Origin of the sequence: Paraburkholderia phenoliruptrix (assembly GCF_902859825.1) — a bacterium.
Classification (GTDB): domain Bacteria; phylum Pseudomonadota; class Gammaproteobacteria; order Burkholderiales; family Burkholderiaceae; genus Paraburkholderia; species Paraburkholderia phenoliruptrix.
The window spans coordinates 30275-55326 of record NZ_CADIKB010000031.1 but is presented as its reverse complement, the minus strand read 5'-3'; the positions used below and the strand labels follow the sequence as shown (position 1 = coordinate 55326).

25 protein-coding genes are annotated in these 25052 nt (G+C 66.8%); 20 read left to right on the top strand and 5 right to left on the bottom strand.

Annotated features, from left to right (window positions below):
• Positions 1-225: 225 nt before the first annotated feature.
• A complete protein-coding gene (locus HV711_RS24670) occupies positions 226-1788 on the bottom strand; it encodes a collagen-like triple helix repeat-containing protein (protein WP_035478586.1) in 1563 nt (520 codons plus the stop codon).
• Positions 1789-2440: 652 nt separating this feature from the next.
• On the opposite strand from HV711_RS24670, the gene HV711_RS24665 reads away from it, so the two are divergent.
• The 14 genes from HV711_RS24665 to HV711_RS24600 all read left to right on the top strand — a co-directional run bounded on the left by HV711_RS24665 (position 2441) and on the right by HV711_RS24600 (position 16672).
• Positions 2441-2614, top strand: a complete 174-nt coding sequence (locus HV711_RS24665; protein WP_013588069.1) for a Flp family type IVb pilin — start codon at positions 2441-2443, stop codon at positions 2612-2614.
• A gap of 176 nt (positions 2615-2790) precedes the next feature.
• Positions 2791-3273 carry an A24 family peptidase gene (locus tag HV711_RS24660; RefSeq protein WP_035478636.1) on the top strand — a complete coding sequence of 161 codons (483 nt, stop codon included), beginning with the start codon at positions 2791-2793 and terminating at the stop codon, positions 3271-3273.
• A complete protein-coding gene (locus tag HV711_RS24655; RefSeq protein ID WP_035478589.1) occupies positions 3270-3785 on the top strand; it encodes a TadE/TadG family type IV pilus assembly protein in 516 nt (171 codons plus the stop codon). The genes HV711_RS24660 and HV711_RS24655 overlap by 4 nt, the downstream gene beginning before the upstream one ends.
• Before the next feature lie 91 nt (positions 3786-3876).
• On the top strand, positions 3877-4839 hold the full coding sequence (gene cpaB / locus HV711_RS24650; protein ID WP_035478637.1) for a Flp pilus assembly protein CpaB: 963 nt from the start codon (positions 3877-3879) through the stop codon (positions 4837-4839).
• A 40-nt stretch (positions 4840-4879) separates the two neighbouring features.
• The gene (locus HV711_RS24645; protein ID WP_028361095.1) at positions 4880-6331 is read left to right on the top strand and encodes a type II and III secretion system protein family protein; all 1452 of its coding nucleotides are present in this window, start codon (positions 4880-4882) and stop codon (positions 6329-6331) included.
• Between the two features lie 187 nt (positions 6332-6518).
• Positions 6519-7760: a P-loop NTPase family protein gene (locus tag HV711_RS24640; protein ID WP_035478639.1), complete on the top strand. Its 1242-nt coding sequence runs from the start codon at positions 6519-6521 to the stop codon at positions 7758-7760.
• A 3-nt stretch (positions 7761-7763) separates the two neighbouring features.
• Complete coding sequence (locus HV711_RS24635; RefSeq protein ID WP_035478591.1) at positions 7764-9167, top strand: TadA family conjugal transfer-associated ATPase; 1404 nt, start codon at positions 7764-7766, stop codon at positions 9165-9167.
• Complete coding sequence (locus HV711_RS24630; RefSeq protein WP_035478593.1) at positions 9160-10311, top strand: type II secretion system F family protein; 1152 nt, start codon at positions 9160-9162, stop codon at positions 10309-10311. The genes HV711_RS24635 and HV711_RS24630 overlap by 8 nt, the downstream gene beginning before the upstream one ends.
• Before the next feature lie 2 nt (positions 10312-10313).
• Positions 10314-11405, top strand: a complete 1092-nt coding sequence (locus HV711_RS24625; RefSeq protein WP_035478596.1) for a type II secretion system F family protein — start codon at positions 10314-10316, stop codon at positions 11403-11405.
• A 10-nt stretch (positions 11406-11415) separates the two neighbouring features.
• Positions 11416-12279, top strand: a complete 864-nt coding sequence (locus HV711_RS24620; protein WP_035478598.1) for a tetratricopeptide repeat protein — start codon at positions 11416-11418, stop codon at positions 12277-12279.
• A 25-nt stretch (positions 12280-12304) separates the two neighbouring features.
• A complete protein-coding gene (locus HV711_RS24615; RefSeq protein WP_013588079.1) occupies positions 12305-12655 on the top strand; it encodes a DUF3613 domain-containing protein in 351 nt (116 codons plus the stop codon).
• 1 nt (position 12656) lies between these two features.
• Positions 12657-14498, top strand: coding sequence for a TadG family pilus assembly protein (locus HV711_RS24610; protein ID WP_035478600.1), 1842 nt, complete (start codon positions 12657-12659; stop codon positions 14496-14498).
• Between the two features lie 10 nt (positions 14499-14508).
• Positions 14509-15900, top strand: coding sequence for a sigma 54-interacting transcriptional regulator (locus HV711_RS24605; protein WP_013588081.1), 1392 nt, complete (start codon positions 14509-14511; stop codon positions 15898-15900).
• A 49-nt stretch (positions 15901-15949) separates the two neighbouring features.
• Positions 15950-16672 (top strand): DUF2968 domain-containing protein, encoded by a 723-nt coding sequence (locus tag HV711_RS24600; RefSeq protein WP_028361103.1) that lies wholly within the window; start codon positions 15950-15952, stop codon positions 16670-16672.
• Positions 16673-16828: 156 nt separating this feature from the next.
• Here HV711_RS24600 and HV711_RS24595 read toward each other — a convergent pair whose 3' ends face one another.
• On the bottom strand, positions 16829-17029 hold the full coding sequence (locus HV711_RS24595) for a hypothetical protein (protein ID WP_035478602.1): 201 nt from the start codon (positions 17027-17029) through the stop codon (positions 16829-16831).
• Positions 17030-17406: 377 nt separating this feature from the next.
• Between HV711_RS24595 and HV711_RS24590 the strand changes: the two genes are divergently transcribed.
• On the top strand, positions 17407-17631 hold the full coding sequence (locus HV711_RS24590) for a hypothetical protein (RefSeq protein ID WP_013588084.1): 225 nt from the start codon (positions 17407-17409) through the stop codon (positions 17629-17631).
• Between the two features lie 35 nt (positions 17632-17666).
• Here the strand turns inward: HV711_RS24590 and hfq are convergent, their stop codons facing one another.
• The gene (gene hfq, locus HV711_RS24585) at positions 17667-18140 is read right to left on the bottom strand and encodes an RNA chaperone Hfq (RefSeq protein WP_013588085.1); all 474 of its coding nucleotides are present in this window, start codon (positions 18138-18140) and stop codon (positions 17667-17669) included.
• 321 nt (positions 18141-18461) lie between these two features.
• On the opposite strand from hfq, the gene HV711_RS24580 reads away from it, so the two are divergent.
• The 5 genes from HV711_RS24580 to HV711_RS24560 all read left to right on the top strand — a co-directional run bounded on the left by HV711_RS24580 (position 18462) and on the right by HV711_RS24560 (position 22163).
• Complete coding sequence (locus tag HV711_RS24580; RefSeq protein WP_013588086.1) at positions 18462-18611, top strand: hypothetical protein; 150 nt, start codon at positions 18462-18464, stop codon at positions 18609-18611.
• A 15-nt stretch (positions 18612-18626) separates the two neighbouring features.
• Positions 18627-19178, top strand: a complete 552-nt coding sequence (locus HV711_RS24575; RefSeq protein ID WP_028361104.1) for an RNA polymerase sigma factor — start codon at positions 18627-18629, stop codon at positions 19176-19178.
• Positions 19175-20041 carry an anti-sigma factor gene (locus tag HV711_RS24570; protein WP_035478604.1) on the top strand — a complete coding sequence of 289 codons (867 nt, stop codon included), beginning with the start codon at positions 19175-19177 and terminating at the stop codon, positions 20039-20041. Before HV711_RS24575 ends, HV711_RS24570 begins: the two co-directional genes overlap by 4 nt.
• 70 nt (positions 20042-20111) lie before the next feature.
• Entirely contained in the window at positions 20112-21689 is a 1578-nt protein-coding gene (locus HV711_RS24565; RefSeq protein ID WP_035478605.1) for an FAD-binding oxidoreductase, read from the top strand.
• Positions 21690-21743: 54 nt separating this feature from the next.
• Positions 21744-22163, top strand: a complete 420-nt coding sequence (locus HV711_RS24560; protein WP_013588090.1) for a hypothetical protein — start codon at positions 21744-21746, stop codon at positions 22161-22163.
• On the opposite strand, the gene HV711_RS24555 is transcribed toward HV711_RS24560, so the two are convergent.
• A complete protein-coding gene (locus HV711_RS24555) occupies positions 22160-23182 on the bottom strand; it encodes a DUF1571 domain-containing protein (RefSeq protein WP_013588091.1) in 1023 nt (340 codons plus the stop codon). The two genes, HV711_RS24560 and HV711_RS24555, sit on opposite strands and share 4 nt — an antisense overlap.
• Before the next feature lie 49 nt (positions 23183-23231).
• Complete coding sequence (locus tag HV711_RS24550) at positions 23232-25040, bottom strand: AMP-binding protein (protein ID WP_035478608.1); 1809 nt, start codon at positions 25038-25040, stop codon at positions 23232-23234.
• Between the last annotated feature and the right edge of the window lie 12 nt (positions 25041-25052).

The window sequence follows — 25052 nt, the reverse complement described above, 5'->3', positions numbered from 1 at the left end:
CATGCGGGGCGGCGCGCCGTATTCAAATCCGTATTCAAAGTCGTAAGAAACGCGCATTCGAAGCCGGCCTGAAGGCCGCCCTTGAACCTTGCAGCGGGCGTCGCCTGGCGGGCCTGCGCGGATGTTTGTCAGTCGCGGGGGGCATCGCGTGAATCTGCGTGGCTCGCGTGAATCGGGTCACGACGCGTGCTCCGTTTGCGTTCGCTGGGGCGCGCGCGGTTGCGCTTACTTCTTCGACAATCCGCCGAGCAGGCCGCCGACCAGCGAGGTCACAGGCGCGAGCGGATTGCTGGTGGTGGCGTTGCCCGAGCTGCCTGTGAGGGACACGCCGGTCGGCGCGGCGCCGGTGGTGCCCGAGGTGCCCGAGGTTGGCGCGGCCGTCGGCGTCGTCACGCTGCCGATTGCGCCCGTGACCGTCGACAGCAAGCCCGTGACGGGCGCAAGCGGGCCGCTGCTGCCGCCCGCCGCGCCGCTGAGTCCGCTCGTCACGCTCGACAGCACGCCGGTGACGGGGGCGAGGGAGCCGCCGCTGGTACCGCCCGTCAGCCCGCCCAACGCAGCCGTCACTGGTGCGAGCGGCCCGCTGCCCGTGCCGCCGTTAAGGCCGCTCAGCACGCCGGTCACCGGCGCGAGCGGTCCACTGCCCGTGCCGCCCGCGAGTCCGCCTAACGCGCTCGTCACCGGCGCGAGCGGCCCACTGCCCGTGCCGCCCGTCAGCCCGCCTAACGCGCTCGCCAGCGGCGCGAGCGGATTGCCGCCGGTGCCGCCCGTCACCAGCCCGCCAGCCGAGGCGAGCGTCGTGCCCGTGTCCGTCACGGTGCGGCCGAGTGCGGTGGTGACAGGATTGCCGCCCGTCGCAGCCAGCAGCGTGCCGGCTTGCGCGAGTCCGCCGCCGAGCGTCGACAGCAGCGTGTTGACCGGCGCACCGAGGCCTGTTGTGCCGCCGACCGTCTGCGTGGTCGATGCGACCATCGACGTGATCGGCGTGATCGCGGTGCTCAGTGTCTGCGTGACCTGCTGAACCGGGCCTGTCGAAAGCGCCGTGCCGAGTATGCTGCCGCCGTTGGAAAGTACGCCGCCGACCGTGGTGACGGTGCCGCCGAGCGGCGTCGTGATCGCGGACAACGGGGCGAGCGGCCCGCTGCCGAGGCTCGTCACGAGGCTGCCCGTATCCGCGACCGCGCCGCCCACATGCCCGACGACGCCGCCAAGGCTCGACACAGTCGTTCCGACGGGATTGCCGCCCGTGCCGAGCTGGCCGAGGCCCTGCGTGACGCCGCTGCCGAGCGTCGACACCGCCGCGCCGACTTGCTGCACGACACCGCCCGCAGCCTGGGTGGTCTGCGGGCTCACGCCCGGCAGCGTCGGCGAGCCGATCGTGGTGCCGACGCTCGAGACCGTCGAGCCGACGTCGCCGATCACGCCGCCCGTATTGCCCGCGACCGTGCCGACCGCATTCGCGACCGGAGTCGTGGTCGGGTCGCTGCCGGGGTCCGTGTGCGTATCCGGATTGGTGTTCGTGTTGGTGGTGTCCGTATTCGACTTGCTGCCGGAGCCGGCCGAGCCCATTGAGCCGCTGCCGCTTGCCGTCGACAGCGTGCCGCCTGCCGAGCCGCTGCCTTTGCTGCCGGTGCCCGAGCTGAGACTTCCCGAGCCTCCGCAGGCGCCGAGGGAAAGCAGCGCTGCCACGCCCGCGGCGATCAGCGTGGTGCGCAACGTGAGGCTGGCCGTCTTCCCGTTGTGTGTGGTGTGGGTGGTGCTCGTGGTGTCGGTCGTTTGAATGTGCATGTCGCCCTCGCATCGCATGTGTTGTGTGGTGCTGCTGCGGACTATCTCTGCAGGACCCATGCCATTTCGACTGAGCAATAGCGACGATTTTCGAATGTGTGCCGCAAGACCTTATCGAATAAGGCGTTGCTGAATTTGATGGAGTAGACGCTAAATCAGAAACCGGTCGAAAGAAATGCGCGGCGGCGTATCGGCGCAGGCTGCGTAACGTAACGGCCCTTGCTCGCCGTTACGGGTTTCGCCGTAACGCGAGCGCGCGCGGAGCGGGGCACCGCTTGAAACGTCGGGTTCAAACAAATAATTAGTGCAACGATTCAAAGTTATGGTTAATACTATGTGCTGCAACGCACGAACAACCGTTAACCTATGTGCATGAGAACAAACAGACGGGCAGGCATGTCCGCGGGCAAAGGACAATTGCTTAAATAAGATTGTTCGGCTATAAAACGCGAAAGTCGCGCGGATTCACGAGGAGGTGGGTTATCGAACAGACAGCTCATACGCATCCGTTTTAGCGAGGCCGGCCGCAATCCGAAGGCCATTGCGACGCAGCAGGCCGCACCGGCAAGGAGACCAGCGGTGCCGCGCGCAGCACGTCGCCGCCGGGGCGGCATATATAGAAAGACGAATAAATCAAAGATCGAGGGTAGGAATGAAAAAGTTCGCCGCAAGCTTCCTGAGAGATAACCGGGGCGTGACAGCGCTCGAATATGGCCTGATCGCGGGCCTGATCGTTGTCGTTATCGGCTCGACCGTGCAGGGTCTCGGTACGCAGCTCAATACCGCATTCCAGACGGTCGCTGCGCTTCTGCCTGCCATTAAATAGAAGTGGTGCGGGTCTGGGTGAGTAAGGCGTAAGGCGCTGTTAATCTGCCGGCTTACGGTTTTATTTGCTGTCGAGACCTTTGCCTGATAGGCGCACCCGGATTGCGATTGCGGTCCGGGTGAATTTACGCGCCTGTCGAGTCCAATATGCAAGTATCCACCGTACTTCTTTTATTCATGCTCTGGTGTGCGTGTGTCGCTATTAGCGATTACCGCAGCCGGCGTATTTCCAATGCACTTGTCATTACGGGTTTGATAGCGGCGTTTTTGTGTGCCTTATTAGACATGGGTCCATTCGGCTTATCCGCGGCTCAGGCGGCCGCCGGCGCAGCCGTCGGCCTTGTCGCGCTGCTGCCGTTCTTCGCCTTCGGCGTGATGGGTGCTGCGGACGTCAAGGTATTCGCGGTGCTCGGCGCGTGGTGCGGCATGCACGCGCTGATCGGGTTGTGGGCGGTGGCAAGCGTCGTCGCGGGGCTGCATGCGCTGTGCGTGCTCGTCGCGACGCGCACGCGCGTGGGCGCCTTGCTTGCACGCCGGGCGCCGACTTTCGAACTTGCCGGCCGGCGCGCGACGCCGTTCGCCGCGTGTCTCACCGTGCCGTTGTTGATCTGGCTGGCCGTACAGATCGCCGCGCGGATCCTTGCCGGAGGCGCCCGATGACCACGCCTTGGCAACCTGCGAGCAACAAGCCGCACACGAGCCCTCACGCACAGAGCCGGCCTTTCCGGCGCGCCCGGCGCACTCAGCGCGGCGCCACTGCGATCGAGTTCGCGCTCGTGTTCCCGCTCTTCTTCTGCGTGTTCTATGCGATCGTGACCTTCAGTCTGATCTTCGTCGCGCAGCAAAGCCTCACGCTGGCAAGCGAGGAGGGCGCGCGCGCCGCGCTCAACTATCAGAAAGCGAACGACGTCACCGCCGCGATCAACCTGCGCGCCGCGGCCGCGTGCACCACCGCAACCAGCATGGTCGCGCAATTGATCAGCACCGCGGCATGTCAGACGGTGCCCGCCGCGTGCAGCTATCAGCCGGCCATGACCTGCCTTGCAGTGACCCTGACCTATGACTACGCGGCGCATCCGCTGATTCCGAACCTGCCTTTGCTCGGCCTCGTGCTGCCCGACAACCTGACCAGTACCGCCACGGTGCAACTCAATCCGGTGAACATACTGTGACTTACGCACACGCTTTTGTGCCGTCAAGCGGCGCTTTTTCACCCGCGCCTCGCGGATGCGCCGCCGCATGCGATTCGCGGGGCGGCCCGTCATGCTGAAGCTCACCCGCATCGCCGCCGGCGCGCTCATCGGCCTTGCGCTGTTGCTCGGCCTCTTTGCCGTGACGCTGTTGCGCCGGCCGGCGCCCGCGCCCGTCGCGTCCGTCAGGCAAACGGTGTTTCCGGTGGTCGTCGCGACGCGCGTGCTGCCGGCAGGCAAGCCGATCGCCGCCGACGCGCTGCGCGTACAGCCGCTGCCGATCAACCCGAACGGCGCTTTCGCCGACCCGTCGCTTGTCGCCGGGCGCGTGCCGGCCGCCGACATCGGCGCCGAGGCCCCGGTGCTCGAAGAACAACTGTCGTCGGGACTCGCGGAGCGGATCCAGCCGGGCGAGCGCGCGGTGGCGGTGCGCGTCGAGGAATCGAATGCAGTCGGCAACCGCTTGCGGCCGGGCAATTTCGTCGATGTGTTCTTCACCCTGAAGCGCGACGGCAACCTGGGCAGCGGCGGTGAGATCGAGCACACGCAGGCGCGTCTTCTGATGTCGAAGCTGCGCGTGCTCGCGTTCGGCAACGCGACGGCGGCCGGCGACACGTCGGGCGATCCGAACGGCATGGTGCGCACCGCGGTGCTCGCCGTGCCGGTCGCCGACGTGGACCGCCTGACGCTCGCCGAGACTTCCGGGCGACTCGTGTTCGCGCTGCGTAATCCCAAGGACACCGAAGTAATCGACGCCGGCGCCTTTGCGCCGTTGCCCGGCGTGCTGAAGGCCTCGACGCCGGCGGGTGGCGCCGTGCCGCCCGGCGATTCGACGCGCGCGGCGGCGGGTGTCTCGCTCGACGCGCTGTCGGGTGGTGCGGGCGGAGTCGGAAGCGCCGGCAATGCCGCGCCGCGCGTGCCGCTTGCGCCGCATCTCGCGCCGCCCGTCACGCGGGTCGTGAATCGTGCGGGGACGGCAGGGAGCGGCGCAATCGAAGTGATACGGGGTGGGCGCGCCGAAACGGTCGCCCGATAGCGGTTTGAGGGAGCGTGCGGCCACGCGCGTCCATAAAAAGATGAACAAACGCATTTTCGAGTACGGAATGACGGCGTTGCTGTGCGGCGCGTCGATGGCGGTTTCGCCGGCGGGTTTTGCCGCGGGCGGGGCGCAGGCACTCGACATCGTCGTCGGCTCGCAGCAGTCGCTTGCGAGCGGGCACACGCTGCGGCGCGTGGCCATCGGCGACCCGAGCGTCGCGGATGTGCTGGTCATCCGCGGCGACAGGACGGGCGGCGTGCTGCTGATCGGCAAGTCGCCCGGCAGCACCAACGTCATGTTGTGGGAGCAGGGCAAGGACGCGCCGCTGTCGTATGTCGTCAACGTGAGCTCGCCGGCCGCGAAGAGTTTGCTCGGGCCGGACACGCCGGCGGTCAAGGTGCTCGGCGACACGGCGCTGATTTCGGGCAGCGCGCCGACCATGGAAGCCCACCAGCGTGCGGTGGCGGCCGCCGGGATCGAGGCGCATCAGCGCGCGACGCTCGGCAGTGCGGCCAACGGCGGCACGGGCGGCAAAGCCGGAGTCGCTTCGGCCTTGGCGGGCGCTAACGCCGCGAATGGCGGCGCAAGCGGGGGCGAAAGCGGCACCCAGATCTACGACAGCTCCACGGTTGCGACACGCTCGGTCGTCCAGGTCGACGTGCGCGTGGTCGAGTTCAGCCGCACGGTGCTCAAGCAGGTGGGGCTCAACATCCTCAAGCAGAACAACGGTTTCACGTTCGGCTCGTTCGCGCCGTCGGCGCTCAGCTCGGCGACCTACGGCGCGACGCCGACCTTCAACTCGGTTGCGCCGATTTCGTCGGCGTTCAACCTCGTGTTCAACTCGGCCACGCACGGACTGTTCGCCGACCTGAGCCTCATGGAAAGCAACAACCTCGCGCGGATTCTCGCCGAGCCAACGCTCGTCGCGCTGTCCGGTCAGAGCGCGAGCTTTCTGGCAGGCGGCGAGATTCCGGTGCCGATTCCGCAGGGTCTCGGCACGACGTCGATCGAATACAAGCCGTACGGTGTCGGTCTCACGCTCACGCCGACCGTGCTGAGCCCGCAGCGCATCGCGTTGAAGGTCGCGCCCGAGGCGAGCCAGCTCGACTTCGCGAACGCGGTGACGATCAGCGGCGTGTCGGTGCCCGCGATCACCACGCGCCGCACCGACACCACCGTCGAACTCGGCGATGGCGAGAGCTTCGTGATCGGCGGTCTGATCGACCGCGAAACCATCTCGAACGTGGCCAAGGTGCCGCTGCTCGGCGACCTGCCGGTGATCGGCGCGTTTTTCAAGCAGCTCAACTATCAGCAGAACGACAAGGAGCTGGTAATTATCGTGACGCCGCATCTGGTGTCGCCGCTCGCGAAAGGCGCGACCTTGCCGGCCACGCCGGGCGAGCAGTCCGAGCAGCGCAACGCACCGGTGTGGCGCTCGTTGCTGGGCGGCGTGGCCGCGCGCGACGCGGCGCCGGGTTTTTCGAAATGAGCGCGCGCAGGCAGGCGGCAACGAGGCGCGTGCACGTGCGCGTGTGCGTGTGCATGTGCATGTGCAGGCGTATGTGCAGTTGTGTGCATGGCAGCTGCGCGGGCGGCGCGCGTCGTTCGCAGCCACGCCGCGGCGCGCGACGCAACGGCCAGCGTGTTCGCGCCGATGCCGCAAGAGGATGGGCACGATGAACGCAAGGACGCACTCATTGACTGACCGGACCGTCGCCGACTATTTCGTGTTCGCGTCGCTCGACGACGAACACGTGCACTGGCTTTCGGAGACGTTGCTCGCCGCGGGTGCGGTCGAAGCGGTCACCCTCGATCCGTCGATGCTCACGCAACGCATCGGCACGCTCAACCCGTCGCTCGTCTTCGTCGATTTTTCGGGCGGCCGCGGCGCGGCAGCGAGTGCGGCGACGAGCGCGGTGCGCGCGCACTATCCGGGCCTACAGATCGTCGCGACCGGTTCGCTCGCCGAGCCCGAAAGCGCGCTCGCCGCCTTGCGCGCGGGCGTGCGCGACTTCATCGACCTGTCGGCGCCCGCGGCCGACGCGCTGCGCATCACGCAACAGGTGCTCGACAATCTCGTCGAGCCGGTGAGCCGCCATGGCCGCGTGACCGCGCTTATCGGCGCGCGCGTCGGCATGGGCGTGAGCACGCTCGCGACCAATCTGGCGGTGATGCTGCAAAGGCGCGACGCGCAGCAGGGCAGGCAGGCGGCCTTGCTCGATCTCGGCTTGCCGGCCGGCGACGGCCTCCTCATGCTGAATACGCGCAGCGACTTTCATTTCGTCGAAGCCGTGCGAAATTTGCGGCGCTTCGACCAGACTTTCGTGCACACGGCGCTGTCGCATCACGCGAGCGGGCTCGCGTTCACCACACTGCCGCCCAATCTTGCCGACATGCGCGAGATCTCGTATTCGTCGTCCATCGGTTTGCTGAACCGGCTGCGCGCCTTTTTCGACCAGCAGATCGTCGATCTCGGCGGCTTCTCGAACATGGAGTTCATCGCGCACGTCGTGCGGGCCTCCGACGAAGCGTGGCTCGTCTGCGATCAGGGCGTGGCGTCGATCGTGTCGGCGGTCGGCGTGCTGGAAGCCTTGCGCGAGGCGGGCGCGGACACGGCCAACGTCCGGCTGATCGTGAACAGGTTCGACGCAGATCTCGGCCTCGGCGCCGCGCAGATCGCCGAGCGCGTCGACCTGCCGCTCGTCGCCAGTTTGCCGGACCGGCGCGTGGCGCTCGGACAGACGGCGAACCAGGGTTTGCTGCTCGCCGACGCCGCCGCGCGCGACCCGTACGTGCGCGCGCTCGAACCGCTGATCGAGCGGCTCGCGGGCCCGGCGCACGCAAGCGCGCCGCCGCGCCGCACATCGGCATTGGACGCGCTCAGGCGCTTCATCCCCACTTCCTCCAGACGGTCATAGACGATGGCAAAAGAAATCGAATTCGCCGACAACGCGCCGTCGTTCGCGCACACGCAGCAGTTCCAGGACATCAAGAACGCCGCGCACGAACATCTGCTCACGCGCATCGAGGAACTCGGTTCGGAGTTCGGCCGCTGGTCGCGCAACGCGATCAATCAGTTCGTCGATCTGGAAATGGACAGCTTCGTGCGGCTGCGGCGCATTCCGATCAACGAGGTGGAGGTGCGCGCGATCGCCGATGCGCTGACCAAGGAACTCGCGGGCTTCGGCCCGATCGAGGATCTGCTGAACGACCCGGCGGTCGAGGACATTCTGATCAACGGCTACAACGACGTGTACGTGTCGCGCCACGGCATTCTCACGAAGATACCGGTGCGTTTCGCCGACAACGCGCACCTGCTGCGTATCGTGAGGCGCATTCTCGCGCCGATCGGCCGGCGTCTGGACGAATCCAATCCGATGGTCGATGCGCGCCTGCCCAACGGCGGACGCGTCAACGTGGTGATCGAGCCGCTGTCCATCGATGGTCCGATCGTGTCCATCCGCAAATTCCGCAAGGACCCGCTGCGCCCCGACGATCTGCTCGGCAACGGCACCTACAGCCCGGAGATCGGCGCACTGCTGGAAGCCGCCGTACAGGCGCGCTGCAACGTGCTGGTGTCGGGCGGAACGAGCTCGGGCAAGACTTCGCTGCTCAATGCGCTCGCGTTCCATATTCCCGAGCCGGAGCGCGTCGTGACGATCGAGGACACGGCCGAGCTGTCGCTGAACCATCCGCATGTGGTGCGGCTCGAAAGCCGTCCGGGCGGCTTCGACGGCGCGGGCGTGGTGACGATTCGCGACCTGCTGCGCAATACTTTGCGCATGCGGCCGGACCGCATTATCGTCGGCGAAGTGCGCGGCGGCGAAGTGCTCGAAATGCTGCAGGCGATGAACACGGGCCACGACGGCTCGATGGGCACGGTCCACGCAAGCTCGCCGCGCGAGTGTTTGTACCGGCTCGAAATGCTGGCCGGATTCGCGGGCTTCCAGGGCACCGAGTCGAGCCTGCGCCGGCAGATCGCCAACGCGATCGACTTCATCGTGCAGATCGGGCGGCTCTCGAACGGCCGCCGCCGCATCCTGTCGGTCACCGAAGTAACTGGCCTGTCCGACAACATCATCGCGACACAGGAGCTTTACCGCTACGAGCCGGTGCTGTCGGCGGACGGGGACGAGCTCGATCAATGGGTGTCGCTCGGCATTCATCCGCATTCGCCGAAGCTCGCGCGCTTCCGTCAGCCGCTCGGCGGCGCGGTCGGTGCGGGCGATGCAGGTTTCGGCGGCGGGCTGGGCGGCAGTGGCGGCTTCATGGGCGGCGGCGGTTTCGGCGGCGGCGGTGGCTTTGGCGGCGGGTTCAATGTCTAGCGCAGCGTTGATCGTTGCCGCGCTCGCGCTGCTGTGCGCGGCGCTCGCGCTCTTCATCCTGCAGCGCGGCGCGCAGCGCAAGGAGCAGGTGAGCGCCGAGCGTTTTATCGACAGCCGCATGAGCGCCGCACAGAGCGCTGCGCCGACGGCCGCGGTGGGTGGTTCGAGCGGGGCTGCGGCGGGAGGGGCATTCACGGCGAACGCGGGCGGCCCAGCCGGCGCAATGAGTGCGACCGGCGCAAGCGGCGCGCCGCGCGCCGCCGTGGCTTCCGCTGCGTCCACCGGTGCAGCCTTTGGAGCGGCATCGGCGTCCGCGCGCCGCGCCGCGCCCGCTGTCGCGCTCGCGCCGCAAGCGCCGGCCGCCGACGCGGGCTGGTACGCGTATCTGCGTTATCTCGGCGCACGCGCGCGCTACGCGTGCGGCGCGATGCTCAACCGCGCCGGACTGCGTAACGCGCGCGGGACGATCGTCGCCGTCGCGGCCATTGTGGCCGTCTTGTGTCTCGTGGCCGCGAGCCAGGGCGGCGTGCTCGCCGCCGGTGTGACGCTGTGCGGCTGCGCGGTATTTCTCTACTTCGTGACGTCGATGCGCGCGAGCCGGCGCCGTCAGGCGATCGTGCGGCAACTGCCGTCGTTTCTCGACGGTATCGTGCGTCTCATCACGCTCGGCAACAGCGTGCCCGCCGCGTTCCAGGCCTCGCTGCAAATCACCGAGGCGCCGCTGCGCGAATGCCTCGACCATGTCTCGCGAATGCTGAGGTCGGGCGTCGAAATCGACCGCGCGCTGTCTCACGTCGCCGTGCTGTACGGCGCGCGCGAGCTCGAACTGGTGGGCGCGGTGCTGCGGCTCTCAGTCAAGTATGGCGGCCGCGCCGACGTGATGCTCGACCGCATGTCGTCGTTCATGCGCGATCTGGAGCACGCCGAACGCGAGCTTGTGGCGATGTCGTCTGAAACGCGGTTGTCGTCGTGGGTACTCGGCATGTTGCCAGTCGGCATAGGCGGCTTTCTGATTCTGACGAACCCGCGTTATTTCGGCGCCATGTGGTTCGATCCAGGCGGTCGCCAGATTCTCTATATCGCGTTCGCATTGCAACTGACGGGCGCGTATCTGCTGTACCGGCTTGCCCGGTTGAAGGCCTGACGATGCAGCCGACCGAACTCTTCGCGCTTGCGCTCGTGTGCGCCGCCACGGGCTTTCTGCTGCTCGCCGGCCTGCTGACCGCGCGCCTTGCCGCCGCCCGCCGCAGCGCGCGCACCTTGGCCCAGGCGCTCGACGAGCGCGCGCTGCATAGCGCGGTGGCTGCGAATGCGCGCGGCGTTCACGGCAGCACGGCGGCGCATGCGTCACCCCATGGGGCGCACCCGGCCGGCGCGGCAAGCGCGTTCCGTGCGGCAAGTGCCGCGAGTGGACCGCATGCGCGAGGCGCCTCGAATGCGGCCGGCGTCGCAGGCGCGCCCGGCATGAAAAGCTTTCTCGAACGATGCGCCGACGCCGGCATTCGCTGGCTCGACACGTCGGTGGGCCGCCAGGTGGTGGCGGAGGAGGACCGGCGGCTGCTCGAACAATGCGGTTTCGTCGACGCCCGCGCGCGCGGATTGTTCCTGATCGCCCGCGTGGCTGGCGCGATCGTACTGCCGCTCGTCGCCGGCGCGCTCGGGCACGCGCACGTCGAAGGTCCGCGCTATGTGCTCGTCGTGATCGTCGCCTTCGTGTGCGGCGTGATGGCGCCGAAGGTCGTGTTGCGCCGGCGCGCGGCGGCGCGCCGCGGCGCGGTCGTCGACGAACTGCCGATGCTCGTCGACCTGTTGCGGCTTTTGCAGGGCGTCGGGCTGTCGCTCGATCAAAGCCTTCAGGTGATGGTCAACGATTTTCGCGGCGTCTTGCCGGTGCTGTCGAGCGAACTCGACATTGCGCAGCGTCAGTTCGCCGCCGGACGCACGCGCGAGCAGTCGCTGTCGCGACTCGCGTCGAGTTTCGAAAACGAGGACCTGCGCGCGGTCGTGCGCCTGCTGATCCAGGTGGATCGGCACGGCGGCGCGGTGCAGGAACCGCTCAAGCAGTTCGGCGACCGGCTGCGCGAAACGCGCCGTGCGATGCTGCGCGAACGCATCGGCCGGATGGCGGTGAAAATGACCGGCGTGATGATCCTGACACTGCTCCCCGCGCTGATGATCGTCACCGCCGGGCCGGGCGTGTTGTCGGTGTCGCACTCGCTGAAGGCGATGCATCGGTAAGGAAAGAGCCATGGCATTGATCAGGATTCACAAATATTCATCGCGACGTGCGGCACAGGGCGCTTGCGCTGCCTGCGCGTTCGTCTTACTCGGTGCCTGCGCGTCGCAGCAGTCCGGCTACGGCGTCGGCCCGCAGGCGGAGCGCCAGGCCTTGCTCCAGCAGGCCAATCGCGATCCGGCGCCCGACACACCGGGCATGTATCTGGGGCTCATCGACCGGATGCAGTCGCAGGGGCTTTACTTCGCCTCGCTCGCGCATATCGACGCGTACGAAAAACTGTACGGCGCCACGCCGGATTCGATCCTGCTGCGCGCGGACGCGCTGCGCATGACCGGGCAGCCCGAGGCGAGCGCGTCCGCCTACCGGCAGTTGCTGCCGACGCCGCTGGCGGCGCGTGCGCATCGCGGGCTCGGGCTGATTGCGGGCGCGCAGGGCGACTTCGGGTTCGCCGCGAGCGAGCTGCAACAAGCCGCGCAGCTCGCGCCGACCGATGCGACGGTGCTGTCCGACCTCGGCTACGCGCGCCTGCGTGCGGGCGACGTCGCCGGGGCGCGCGTGCCGTTGATGAAGGCCGCCGAACTCGATTCGGCCAATCCGAAGATCGTGAGCAATATCGCGCTTTTTCTGCTCGCGAACGGGCAGCCCGCCGAGGCGCAGGCGCTGATGAACCAGCAGAAGCTCGCACTCGACGTGCGCGCGGCAATCCGCAGCGACGCGGCGAAAGTGGCCGCCGCCGGGCGCAGCGGCGCGCGTTCCGGCGCGACGGGCCTGCCGGGTCCGCAGAGCCGGATGGCCGCGCCCGCGGGGACCGTCGCGAGCACGCAGAACACGATGGAACCGGCGCCGCGTCTCTTGCAACGGTTCGCACAATAACTGGCGGCGAGGCCGCGGAGGTAGCGTGAAAACGAACGAAAGAAACCAGATGCCGTGGCGGCTCGCAGCGCGTGTGGTGATGCTTGCGCTGGCGGCATGCGCGGCTGCGCACGCGGGCGCGCAGTCGGCAGGAGCGGGCGAGGCTGTTCAACGCAGCGAGGTCGGGCATTCGACCGCGGCATGGCTCGAGCTTCAGCGCAGCAACGCGCAAGCCGCGGCCGCGCAGCCGATGCTCGGAGAAGAGGCGGGGCTCGCCTATCGGCGCTACATGCAGTCGTTCAAATCGCGCATTCCCGATCTGTACGGCTCCGCGCTGAACCAGGGCAGCGGCAGCGGCCAGGGCGGCGGCCTCACGGGCAGCTTGCCGCAGAACTGATATGCGCTCACGCGATCCCGCGCGCCGCTCTTCGCACTATGGGTGCCATTCGCGCCATTGGTGCCATTCGCGCCCGCCTCGCTCGCTGTGCCTGCAGCGCCGCGCGGGCGGCATCGTCGCGCGCAGGCAGCGCGGCGCGATTGCCCTGCTTGCGGCAGTGTGGGTGAGCCTCGCGGTCATCGCGCTCGGCGCGGTCGATATCGGCCACTTCTATTACGCGCGCCGCGATTTGCAGCGCACCGCCGATCTCGCCGCCGCTGCCGGCGTTCAGCTGATCGGCAGTGCGGGCGGCTGTGCAGCGGCCGCCAGCTCCGCCCAGCTCAATGCGACCGCCAACGGCCTGCCAGGCGACGGCGCGGTCCAGACGACTTGCGGCCGATGGGACCCGTCGGCCAATGCGGGCCAGTCGTACTTCGCCGCCACGGGCACGCCGCTCAACGCCGTGCAGGTGGTGGTCAGCCGGCCGGTGCCGTTCCTGTTCCTCATCGGCCAGACGCGCGAGCTGAGCGCAAGCGCCGTCGCGCAGGCCACCAACATTCGCTCGTTCTCGCTGAGCACGTCGGTGGTGACCCTTTCCGGCGGGCTGCTCAACGGGCTGTTGAACGGGCTGCTCGGCAGCAATGTCAATCTCGACGTCGCGTCTTATCAGGGGCTCGCCACCGCGCAGGTCAAGCTGTCGGATCTCGCCGCCGCCTTGGGCGTCGCCTCGATGTCGCAGTTGCTGCAGGCGCAGGTAACGGTCGCGCAACTCGCAACCGCGATGGCGACCGCGCTCGGTCAGGGCAATGTGGCGAGCGCGAGCGTGATCAGCGGACTGAACACGATTGCGAGCGCGTCGACGGGCTCGACCAAGATCAATCTCGGCGACACGGCGGGCACGAGCGGATTGCTGGCGGTCGGCCTCGCCAATCCGGAAGCGGCGGCCACAGCCAGCATCAATGCGCTCGACGCGCTCATGATCGCCGCGGAAATCGCGCATGGCAACGCGGCGGTGAACCTCGGGACCGCGCTTAACCTGAGCCCGCTCGCCAACGTGACGGCCGAGGCGCGGATTCTGAGGCCGCCCGTGATCGCCGTGGGCGAGGCCGGCACCTATCCGGACGGCAGCTACCGCACGAGCGCGCATTCGGCTTCGGTGCAGCTTTATCTGAACGTGCAGCTGGTCAACGTCAATGTGGGGCTCGGGTCGGGATTTCCTTCGCTCGTCAACGTGAGCCTTCTCAATCTGCCGATTTATCTCGAAGTCGCCGACGGTACCGCCGGCTTGCAGGCCACGCAATGCTCGACGCAGAAGTCCACGAGCTACAGCTGGATTTCGGTGACGCCAGATCTGGTGTCGCTGTGCGCGGGCGGCGACGCGTCCAGCAATTTCACCAACACGACGACGGCCACCACCTGCACGAAGCCCGCCTCGTTGACGTCGGTGAGCGTGCCGCTGCTGAGCCTCGGCGTGATAAACGTCACGCTCGGAACCAGCTCCCCCTCGAACGGCTGGAATCTCAGCATGAAGGCCGCGCCGAGCGTGCTGCGCTTTAACAACGTGACGGGCGACAGCGACGACTATCAGAGCACGAACACCAACGCGCTCGGCTCCGCGACCAGTGGGCTACTCGGCCAGCTCGCGGGCAGCCTCGGGAGTTCGATGCACGCCACGGCGCTCGGCGTCGACATTACCGTGCTCGCTGCTCCGCTGCTGAGCGCGCTTGCCGGGCTGCTCGCGCCCGTACTGAATTCGCTCGACCTGCTGCTCGTTCCGCTGCTGCAACTGCTCGGTGTGCAGCTCGGCGTGAGCACGGTTCACGACCTCGGACTTGCCTGCGGTCAGGCACAACTGGTTTATTGATTCGGCGACCATGAGAACCACCACCAAAATCGAGGAACTCGATATTTACGTCTGGGAGGGCAAGGCCGACATCGTCGACCGGGTCGCGCGCTGCATGGCGAGCTTCGACGTCGAAGTGATCCGTGCCGACGACATCGCGATTTCGCCCGAGCGGACGGCGCTGCGGCCTTCGCTCGCGATCATCAGCGTGTCGGTGATCGACAGCGGCGCGTTCATTCTGCGCGACTGGCAGGCTGCGCACGGCATTCCGGTGGTCTGGGTCGGCGCCGCGCCGCGCGACCACGATCCCTCCATGTATCCGGCCGAGTACTCGCACATCCTGCCGCTCGACTTCACCTGCGCCGAGCTGCGCGGCATGGTCACGAAGCTCGTGCTGCAGATGCGCGCGCACAGTGCGAAGACGCACGAGTCCGACGCCATGATCGCCAACTCGGAGTGCATGCAGGCGCTGCTGCACGAAGTCGATACATTCGCCGACTGCGACACGAGCGTGCTCGTGCACGGCGAGACCGGCGTGGGCAAGGAGCGCATCGCGCAACTGCTGCACGAGAAACATAGCCGCTACGGCAAGGGGCCGTTCGTCGCGGTGAATTGCGGCGCAATTCCCGACGGCCTGTTCGAGTCGCTCTTTTTCGGCCACTCGAAGGGCTCGTTTACCGGCGCGGTCGTCGCGCACAAGGGCTACTTCGAGCAGGCCGACGGCGGCACGCTCTTTCTCGACGAAATCGGCGATCTGCCGCTTTACCAGCAAGTCAAGCTGCTGCGCGTGCTGGAGGACAGCGCGGTCACGCGCATCGGCTCGGCGACCCCCGTCAAGCTCGACTTCCGGCTCGTTGCGGCGACCAACAAGCATCTGCCGCAGCTGGTCAAGGACGGCAGCTTTCGCGCGGATCTGTACTACCGGCTCGCGGTGATCGAGCTGAAGATTCCGTCGCTGGAAGAGCGGGGCGCAGTCGACAAGATCGCGATCTTCAAGGCCTTCATCGCCCAGGTGGTGGGCGCCGAGCGCCTCGCCGGCCTGCCGGATTTGCCGTACTGGCTGGCGGACGCCGTCGCCGATACGTATTTTCCCGGCAACGTGCGCGAGCTGCGCAACCTCGCCGAACGGATCGGCGTGACGGTGCGCCAGATCGGCGCATGGGACGCCGCGCGCCTGCAGCGGCTCCTCGCGCTCGCGCGCAGCAGCCAGCCCGTGCCGGCGGAAAGCGCAGCCGAGGTGCTCGTGGACCGCAGCAAATGGGACATGGCCGAGCGCAACCGCGTGATCGCCGCGCTCGACGCCAACAGCTGGCGGCGTCAGGATACGGCGCTCTATCTCGGCATCAGCCGCAAGGTGCTGTGGGAGAAAATGCGTAAGTACCAAATTTTCGACGAAGAGCCCGAAACCCGCGAAAGTGAGTAATAATGAGACGATTGGGAACTAAAACAAAAACTGTCGAAGCAGGAATTACATGGACCACAAGTCGAAACTACGACAGATCGCCGTTGCCGCGATCATGGCGTTGGGGGTAGCACAAGGCGCATGCGCACAGTCCCTGCCTGAGAACAACGGAACCGCCGGCGTCGTTTCCCAGCCCGGTACCCCAGCCGCGTTGCCGTCCACGCCGTTGCCGGCGCAGACGCAGGTTCAGACTTCGGCGCTCACGCCTGAGGAGGCGAAGCAATCCGCCGCGGGCAACGTCGCGGAATTGCAGCAGATGATCAAGGGCTCCGACCTGAGCGAGCTGCGCACCACGTACAACGGCAGTTACGGCGCAAGCTTGCTGTTCCACGGCAAGGAGATGACGTACTACGTGGCGCTCTTCCAGCAGAAGAACTTCTGGCGCGTCATCAAGACGCAGGACGCGGCGCGCGCTGAAATGATCTACCGCGACTTCGTGCGCCAGACCGTGCAGCTCTCGGACGTGGAAATTCGCCGCACGCAGCTCGAAGCGCAAAAGGCGTTCACGGAGCGCATGATCGCGCTCTCGCAAAGCCGCGCCAACCGGCTGCAGGCGGACCTCGACGTCGCCCGCCAGCAGCAGACCATTGTGGCGAACCAGCAGCAACAGACCCGTGCCGAGGCCGTGGCGCTGGCCCAGCAAAAGTCTGCGGCGCAGGAGCAACTGCGGGCCGCCCAGCGCCAGGTGCGCGAACTGCAACGGCAGCTGGAAAGCGGCTTGCCCGTGCATTGAGCCGGACAGTCCGACTGCTTCACGCGAGCCCGGCGTGACGTTGCCCAAAACGTCCACCAGACCGGGCTAGCGATACACCGCATCTTTGCAGCCGCATCGCGCTCACGCATAGTGCGCGCGATGCGCTGGCCGCTCGCCACCTGTTTTCGCCGCGCGCTAGCGCTGCTTCTTTTCTTCCGCCGGCTGTTGCGATGGCGGTTTCGACGCGCCTTGCGCGTCGTCGTCATGGACGGCGATCGGGTCGCTCGCGGGGAAGCTTTCTTCTAGCGCCTCGTCGAGGCGGCTATCCGTAGAGTCGAGCGCACGCTCCGTCTGCTTTCCGGCGGACGGCGGCGCCGTGGGCTTCTTGCTCGTCATGGCGGGCTCCCAGTGGACACATTCGACGATTCAGCATAGCGCAAACGCTGCGCCAACGGCATTGGCCGGACGGCCTAAGACGCGCCGCCACGCCACGCGAGACGACAACGACGCGCCCGGGCGCTCGCGGGGGCGCGCCGCTCAATCATCAAATCAGCAGAAACTTCAAACGTGGGCGCGCCGGCTCGTTTTCCGTGTGTCGCAGGAAGGCCGTGCGGTCAACAACAATCAACGGCCGGTTGCGTGGACCGGTCCATCGGACCGCCGGCGGCGAGCGGGCAGGACAAGCTTCGGGAGGGGCGCGAACTCAGTCGACCAACGCAGTCGACCCAGTCAGTCGACCAACTCAATCGACGAACCACGAGGCAGCGAAAACCATGAACAGGAAACCCGTGCGTCCGAAGCGTTTCAATGCTTCACACGTGGTGGAGGCAGAGTTGGACCATCTGGATTGGGCAACGAAGCAGCCGGCGCAGCGGATGCTGGACGCCGGCTACTGGCGGCGCCGGCTGTTGGCGGTCAAGTGCAAATTTGAGCTGTCGGAACAGCAGGTGGCGAGAGTAGAAAAAATTCTGCAGCGGCTCGGTCCTCTCCAGGAGTGACCGGCGCCGCCCCGGCTTCATGTTGAGCCCGCTGCTTACTCGTGCCCGCCGTTGCCGCTGCCGCCGTGATTGCCGTGGTTGCCGCCGTCGCCACCCGTGCCGAACAGACGCCGGCGGCGTGTCACGACCACCGGAGCATCCGACGCACCGCCGCGTTCCGGGGCGGGCCGGTCGGACGGCGCACCGTACGATTCGCGCGGTTCGCGGGGTTCACGTGGTTCACGATGCTCGCGCGAACCGTGAGGTCCGCGAGTAGTATGTTCGCCATGCGACGGGCGGCCGGCGCGCGGCGCCGGACGGGTGCCGGTGTCGAGCTGGATTGTCGAGATGGCGCGCTTGTAGATGCCCTGCAGGCCGACGGGCGTGCGCAGCATCACCAGATATTGGTCGAACGACTCGATGCACCCTGTCAGGCGGATGCCGTTGACGAGGTAGATCTCAACGCGCTTTCGTTCTTTGCGCGCAGCGTTCATGAAGTCGTTTTGCGGATGCGATTCTGCGGAAGCCATGGACAATTCAGGTTAGAAAGACGGTGGTTCGCCGCGATTCTACCCTGTGTGGGGGCAGAACGCGTCGGCGGGCGAACTGCGTCCACTATAACGGCTTGCGCTCACATAAGCACCTGGTAACTAGGGGCTGTAACGTTGAGTTACCAAATCAGCCGGGCATTGGCCGGCTTCTTCGGCCAGAGCAGGCGCTTGCCGACGCCAATGGCGGAAAAAGCTGGCCTCACGCGGTGCATCGTCGGAATAAATCGCCGGGGCCGTGCGTTAAGACAGGGACAGCATCGCACAGTTGAACCGCCCACTCTGGCCCAGATGGAGACTCACATGAAATCCACCCGCATTCTCGGCATGATCCTCATGCTGTTCACCCTCGCACTGGGCTCGCTCGCCACGAGCGCCTGCACGTCCGCGACCGACAGCAGCGCGTCCAGCACCAGCGGGAGCGGCGGCAGCGGCAGCGGCGGCGGCTACTGAGCGTTTGCGCTCCGGGTGAGCTTCGAAGCCGAAGTGATTGCGTGGCTCCCGCAGCTGCGCCGCTATGCGCGGGCGCTGACGGGTGACCGCGCGTGGGCCGACGACCTCGTGCAGGACACGGCGGAGCGCGCGCTCGCGCGCTGGACGGCGTTCCGGCCGAACAGCAATCTGCGCGCGTGGCTGCTCACCATCCTGCGGCATCTGTATATCGATCAATTGCGCGGCCGCCGCGAGATTGCCGTCGACGAAGAAAGCGCCCCCTGGCGCAATCTCGAGGCGCCGCCACGCGAGGTCGACGGGCTCGTGCTGCGCGATCTGCAGCGCGCGCTGTATTGCCTGCCGCTCGAGCAGCGTGAGGTGCTGCTGCTCGTCTGCGTGGAGGAACTGACGTATCAGGAGACGTCAAAAGCGCTCGGCGTGCCGGTGGGCACGGTGATGTCGCGTCTGTCGCGCGCGCGCGAGCATCTGCGCGTGTTGCTGGAAGGGCCCGCCGAGGGGACCGGCGAAGGGGCGAGGCAAGGGCCGGCGCGCAAGCCGCCGCTGAAAGTAGTGAGAAATCCGCGATGAATAACGACCACGATGCCAGCTTGCCCGACGGGGTGGATCTGCGAGCGCTGTCGGCGTTCGTCGACGACGAGGTGTCCCCCGGCGAGCGCGAGCGCATTGCCGCGCTGCTCGCAGAGCATCCGCAAGCCGCCGCGCGGGTGGCCGCCTGGCGCGCGCAAAAAGCCGCGCTGCGTGTGTTGTGCGGCGCGCCGCAGGCCGATACGCCGCGCGCTGCCGCGAGCCACGCGCCGCTTCCTGGCCACGACTCATCGCCGAGCGCCGACGACCCCGCCGTCATCGTGCTGCGTCCGCGCACGCCGTGGTGGCGGCATGTCGGAGTCGCCGCGTGCTGGCTCGCTCTGGGCGCCGGGCTCGCGTTCGCGCTCGGCCCGCTCGCGCCGCGCCTGACCGGCGGCGCATGGAACGGCCTGGGCGCACGCGCCCCGAGTTTCGCCGAGCGCGCCGACATTGCGTATGCGGTCTACACGCCGGAGCGGCGGCATCCCGTGGAAGTGGCGGCGAGCGAGGAAGAGCATCTGATCAACTGGCTCTCCAGGCGGCTGAACCGGCCGCTTTCGGTGCCGTCGTTGCAGGAATACGGTTACTCGCTGGTGGGTGGGCGGCTATTGCCCGGCGACGCGGGGCCCGCTGCGCAATTCATGTACGAGAACCGCGCGGGCGCGCGCCTCACGCTGTACGTGACGGGCACGGCGCGCGACGAGAACGCCTTCCGGCTGCTGCGCGACGGCAACCGGCGCACCTTCTACTGGATCAGCGACGGCATGGGCTATGCATTGTCGGGACCCATCGCGGAAGGCAAGCTGCGCGCGATCGCCGTGGACGTGTGCAGCGCGCTCGGCGGCAAGCCGGAAGCGTGGCAATAGTGGGAATAGTGGCCAGAGTGGTAATCGCCACGCGCCCGGAAGAGCCGCGCACGCCGCGGAGGACACGCCCTTGAGCCGCCAGTTGCCGCCGAAGCTTTCCGCCGCGCAGTTCGACGCGGCGCTGGCCGCGTGGCGGGCGATCGTCGGCGAGCAGCATGTGGTCGATTCGGCGGCCGGACGCTCGGCCTATCTCGACCCGTTCGCGCCCGGCGAGCGCGCGGCGTTTGCGGCGAGTGCCGCGCTGCTGCCCGCATCCGTCGAAGAAATTCGCGCCATTCTGCGCGTGGCCAATCACTATCGCATTCCGTTGTGGACCGTCTCCACCGGGCGCAACTTCGCATACGGCGGCGCGGCGCCCCGTCTGACGGGCTCCGTCGTGCTGGATCTGCAACGGATGAACCGCATCCTCGAAGTGAACGAGACGCTCGCCTATGCGCTAGTCGAGCCGGGCGTCAGCTACTTCGATCTGCACGCGCATCTGAGGGAGCGCGGCTACCGGCTGTGGGTCGATCCGCCGGCGGCGGGCTGGGGCAGCGTGGTCGGCAATACGCTCGAGCGCGGCTTCGGCTATACGCCGTACGGCGATCATGCGGCCACGCAATGCGGGATGGAAGTGGTGCTCGCCAACGGCGACGTGCTGCGCACCGGCATGGGCGCGATCGACACCAGCACCGCGTGGCAGCTCTACCAGCCGGGCTACGGACCGTCGTTCGACGCGATGTTCATGCAGTCCAACTACGGCGTCGTCACCCAACTCGGCGTGTGGCTGATGCCGGCGCCGCCCGCGTATCTGCTCGGCGAAATCCAGTTTCGCCATGAAACGGATCTGGAAGCGATCGTCGAGATACTGCGGCCGTTGCGTCTTGACGAAACGATCCGCAATCAGGCGGTGATCGAAGGCGGCTTGCGGCGCGCAGCCGGGCTGTCGGCGCGCCGCGAGTGGTACGACGGTCCGGGCGCGATGCCCGGAAACGCGGTGGCCGCGATGCTCGACAAGCTGAACGTGGGCCGCTGGAATCTGCATTTCGCGCTGTACGGCACGCCGGAGCTGATCGACGCGCGCTATGCGATCGTTCAGCGGGCCTTCGCGCGCGTGAAGGACGCGCGGCTTTCCGCCAGACGCTATTCAGGCGACGCAGAGCCCGTCGCGGGCGGCGACCGCAATCTTGCCGGCATCCCGGCGATGAGCGCTTTTCGCATGCTCGACTGGCGCGGCGGCGCGGGCGCCCATGTGGATTTCACGCCGGTGTGTCCCGCAACCGGGCGCGATGCGCTGCGCCAATACTTCATGGTCAAGGCGCGCGCGGCGGAATATGGCTTCGATTACTACGGCGGCTTTACTGCCGGCGTGCGTCATCTGCACCACATCTTCGCGGCGATTTTCGATCGCGACGACGCAGGTCAGGTCGAGCAGGCGGGCGCGCTGCTGCGCTCGCTGATGAGCGACGCGCGCGCGGCCGGCTACGGCGAATACCGCGCGCACCTCGCGTACATGGACTTTGCCGCTGCGCAATACAGTTTCAACGACGGCGCGTTGCTGCGGCTCTCGGAAACAATCAAGGACGCGCTCGACCCTAACGGTATTCTCGCGCCGGGCAAGCAGGGCATCTGGCCGGCGGCGTGGCGCGATCGTCGCGGTTATACGTGATCGCGCGATCGCGTGAGCGCAACGGGGCACGCATGAGGTCAGCGGAGAACCACCATGGACCGGCGCACTTTCATGATGACGAGTGCATGGCTTTCCACCCCGGCGGGCTCGGCGTGGGCCTTGCCGTGGGCTGGGCTCGCGCACGCCGCGGCGCGCGGCGGCACGTTCGCGATTGCCGATTCGAGCTTGCCCGCGAGCGCCGCAAGCGCCGCATTCGCCCGCTACACCACGGCGATGAACCTGCCCGTTTTCGAAACCGGCGGCGACATCGGCCTGCTGTGGCACCTGAGGCTCCTACCGCTGCTGAGCGAATCCGCCGATGCCGGCACGACGCCGTGGCTGATAGGCGTCACGCGCGCGTCGGACTACTTCGTGCTGAAAGAACTCGCCACTCGCGCAACGCATCGGCTTGAGCACAGCCACGAACAGGACGCACAGTCGGCTCAGGTGAGCTTCGTGCTGGCCCCGCGTTAGAACTTATAGGCCTTGTTTTTCGGGTCGAACGTCGATTCGTCGAAGGTTTTCGGCGTAATCGTTTCGAAGACGATCCTCTCGAAGATGCGGCCTTCGTTGTCGTAAGACTCGACGGTGCGGAAATACGGGTGCCGCAAATCGAGCCCGAGCGTTTCCTTCTTCGCGTAGAACTGCGGCTGGCCGGTCGGCGTCTCGAAGGTCAATGCAAGCACGCGCACGCCGTCGATGGTCTTCACTTCGATCTGCGTCGAGCGCGGCAAACCGGCCTCGATATATTTCTTGCCCTCTTCGAGATACTGCCGGGCGATATATTCGGTGCCGAGATCGCGCACCTGGTGGTTCGACTGCGAGCGGGCAAGGGCGCCGTTCAGCGACGTCCAGAGCGGCATGACGTTCATGATGCCGCCGAGGTGGCCGTACATTTCGTCGGTGCGTTTGGACTCGTCGTAGATGATCTCCTGGCCCGCGTGCGCGCCGTCCGGCAGCCATTTTGCGTAGATGCGCAGCGGGTCGTGCGCGACGCGCACCAGCATGTGATCGGGCTTGTCGGGCCACTGGCCGCGAATGCGTTCGGCGCGCGACATCGTGAACTCATACGACGCATAGCCGTTCGGGCCTTCCTTGATATAGCGCGGCAGCGCGAGCGGATCGAGCGACTTGAAAAGCGCGACCAGTTGCGCGTCGTCGAGCGCTTCGAGTGCGCCGCTTTGCTGCGCGGCGCGCAGCCATTTCACCTGCTGATCGAGCGTCAGCTTGCCGACCTGCGAGGCCGGCGTGGATGGCGGCTTGACCGCGCTTGCTGCTTCGAGCGGCGGCGGCTTGTCGTCGTTTTGCGCGAACACGGGCGAACTCGCGACACCGAGCGCCGCACACGCGATGAGCGCGCCGATCCGCGCCACGTCGGGCCGGAGCCTGCGTCCGCGATTCGCGGATCTACCCGCGGCGGCACCGGCGGCGGCTTTCGCGTCGGGACGCACCGAGCGAAACCGGGACAGGCGTGCGAACAGCCAATGCGTCATCGAATTCTCCCGAGGGGTGGCGCAAGACCCCATGCAAGCGCCTTGTCTGTCAGGCAGACTTTTGCTTCGCGAGTTCCTCGTCGCGCAGCGCGCGGCGCAGAATCTTGCCGACGTTGGTTTGCGGTAGCTCGTCGCGGAATTCGACCACTTTCGGAATCTTGTAGCCTGTCAGGTTCTTGCGGCAATGCGCGATCACCTGCTCGGCGGTCAGCGACGGATTGCGCTTCACGACAAACACTTTCACGCGCTCGCCCTGGGCTTCGTCGGGCACACCGATTGCAGCGACTTCGCGCACGTCGGGATGCGCCGCGATCACGTCCTCGATCTCGTTCGGATACACGTTGAAGCCCGACACGAGAATCATGTCCTTCTTGCGGTCGATGAGACGAATGAAGCCGCGCGAATCCATCACGCCGATGTCGCCGGTTGCAAGCCAGCCTTCGTCGTCGATCACCTTGGCGGTTTCGTCCGGGCGGTTCCAATAGCCTTTCATGACTTGCGGCCCTTTCACGCACAGCTCGCCCGCCTCGCCAATGTCGGCCCAACTGCCGTCGTCCTTGCGAAAGCGCACCTGCGTGGATGGCGCGGGCAAACCGATCGAGCCTTCGAAGTCGCGCAGGTTCGAAATGTCGACGGGATTCATCGACACGATCGGCGAGCATTCGGTCAAACCATAGCCTTCGATAATCGGTTTGCCGGTTACCGCCTTGAAGCGCTCGGCCACCGACCTTTGCGTCGCCATGCCGCCCGCCATCGCGAGTTTGAGGTCGGAGAAATCGCGTTTGCAGAACTCCTCGTTTTCCAGAAACGCGTTGTAGAGCGTGTTGACCGCCGTCATGCCGGTGAACTTCTCATGGCGGATGATCATCATCACGCGCTTCATGTCGCGCGGATTCGCGATCAGGATGTTGCGCCCGCCGAGTCCCATGAAAATGAGCGCATTCACCGTGAGCGAATAGATGTGATAGAGCGGCAGCGGCGTGAGCACCGTTTCTATCTCACCACTTAGTTGTCCTTCCGACCACGCCTTGGCTTGCAGCAGATTCGCGATGATGTTGCGATGCGTGAGCATGGCACCTTTCGCGACGCCCGTGGTTCCTCCGGTGTACTGAAGAAATGCAATGTCGTGATGCGTCAGCCGCACCGGCGCGACGGGCCGCGTATAACCGACGGCAAGCGCCTTCAGGAGCGGCACCGCTTGCGGCAGATCGTAGGCGGGCACCATCTTCTTCACGTGACGCAGCATGAAGTTCAGCAGACGTCCCTTCACATTCAGGCCGTCGCCGAGCAGGTCGCCGAGCCCCGTCACGATCACGTTCTGCACTTTTGTGCCCGGCAGCGCGTCCTGTACCGTCTTCGCGAAGTTCTCGAACACGACGATGGTTTGCGCACCGCTGTCCTTCAACTGATGCGCGAGCTCGCGCACCGTATAAAGCGGATTGACATTGACCACCACCGCGCCCGCTTTCAGCACGCCGAAGAGCGACACCGGATACTGGAACGTATTGGGCAGCATGATCGCGACGCGCTCGCCGGGCGCCACGCCGATACTCTGCAAATACGCAGCGAACGCGCTCGCCTTGCGGCCGAGTTCGCCGTAAGTCATGCTCTCGCCGACGCTCACGTAGGCGACGCGCTCGCGGAAGCGCGCGATGCATTCGTCGAAGAACTGGACGATCGACTCGTATTGGCCGACGTCGATTTCATGCGGCACGCCGGCCGGATACGACGCGTACCAGATGCCGTCGGTGTTCGGCGCGCGCAGCGTTTTGTGCGCTGTCTGCGCGAGATCGTCGGCGCGCGCGCCGGCCTGATTCGCAGCGGCGGGCGAGGGCGGGGCTTGAGTGGGCTCGGTCATCGGTCGTCTCCT

Excerpts from the sequence above, each read along its gene's own strand:
- HV711_RS24670 (WP_035478586.1), bottom strand. The coding sequence starts at position 1,788 with ATGCACATTCAAACGACCGACACCACGAGCACCACCCACACCACACAC.
- HV711_RS24665 (WP_013588069.1), top strand. The coding sequence starts at position 2,441 with ATGAAAAAGTTCGCCGCAAGCTTCCTGAGAGATAACCGGGGCGTGACA.
- HV711_RS24660 (WP_035478636.1), top strand. The coding sequence starts at position 2,791 with ATGCTCTGGTGTGCGTGTGTCGCTATTAGCGATTACCGCAGCCGGCGT.
- HV711_RS24655 (WP_035478589.1), top strand. The coding sequence starts at position 3,270 with ATGACCACGCCTTGGCAACCTGCGAGCAACAAGCCGCACACGAGCCCT.
- cpaB (WP_035478637.1), top strand. The coding sequence starts at position 3,877 with ATGCTGAAGCTCACCCGCATCGCCGCCGGCGCGCTCATCGGCCTTGCG.
- HV711_RS24645 (WP_028361095.1), top strand. The coding sequence starts at position 4,880 with ATGAACAAACGCATTTTCGAGTACGGAATGACGGCGTTGCTGTGCGGC.
- HV711_RS24640 (WP_035478639.1), top strand. The coding sequence starts at position 6,519 with ATGAACGCAAGGACGCACTCATTGACTGACCGGACCGTCGCCGACTAT.
- HV711_RS24635 (WP_035478591.1), top strand. The coding sequence starts at position 7,764 with ATGGCAAAAGAAATCGAATTCGCCGACAACGCGCCGTCGTTCGCGCAC.
- HV711_RS24630 (WP_035478593.1), top strand. The coding sequence starts at position 9,160 with ATGTCTAGCGCAGCGTTGATCGTTGCCGCGCTCGCGCTGCTGTGCGCG.
- HV711_RS24625 (WP_035478596.1), top strand. The coding sequence starts at position 10,314 with ATGCAGCCGACCGAACTCTTCGCGCTTGCGCTCGTGTGCGCCGCCACG.
- HV711_RS24620 (WP_035478598.1), top strand. The coding sequence starts at position 11,416 with ATGGCATTGATCAGGATTCACAAATATTCATCGCGACGTGCGGCACAG.
- HV711_RS24610 (WP_035478600.1), top strand. The coding sequence starts at position 12,657 with ATGCGCTCACGCGATCCCGCGCGCCGCTCTTCGCACTATGGGTGCCAT.
- HV711_RS24605 (WP_013588081.1), top strand. The coding sequence starts at position 14,509 with ATGAGAACCACCACCAAAATCGAGGAACTCGATATTTACGTCTGGGAG.
- HV711_RS24600 (WP_028361103.1), top strand. The coding sequence starts at position 15,950 with ATGGACCACAAGTCGAAACTACGACAGATCGCCGTTGCCGCGATCATG.
- HV711_RS24595 (WP_035478602.1), bottom strand. The coding sequence starts at position 17,029 with ATGACGAGCAAGAAGCCCACGGCGCCGCCGTCCGCCGGAAAGCAGACG.
- HV711_RS24590 (WP_013588084.1), top strand. The coding sequence starts at position 17,407 with ATGAACAGGAAACCCGTGCGTCCGAAGCGTTTCAATGCTTCACACGTG.
- hfq (WP_013588085.1), bottom strand. The coding sequence starts at position 18,140 with ATGGCTTCCGCAGAATCGCATCCGCAAAACGACTTCATGAACGCTGCG.
- HV711_RS24580 (WP_013588086.1), top strand. The coding sequence starts at position 18,462 with ATGAAATCCACCCGCATTCTCGGCATGATCCTCATGCTGTTCACCCTC.
- HV711_RS24570 (WP_035478604.1), top strand. The coding sequence starts at position 19,175 with ATGAATAACGACCACGATGCCAGCTTGCCCGACGGGGTGGATCTGCGA.
- HV711_RS24560 (WP_013588090.1), top strand. The coding sequence starts at position 21,744 with ATGGACCGGCGCACTTTCATGATGACGAGTGCATGGCTTTCCACCCCG.
- HV711_RS24555 (WP_013588091.1), bottom strand. The coding sequence starts at position 23,182 with ATGACGCATTGGCTGTTCGCACGCCTGTCCCGGTTTCGCTCGGTGCGT.
- HV711_RS24550 (WP_035478608.1), bottom strand. The coding sequence starts at position 25,040 with ATGACCGAGCCCACTCAAGCCCCGCCCTCGCCCGCCGCTGCGAATCAG.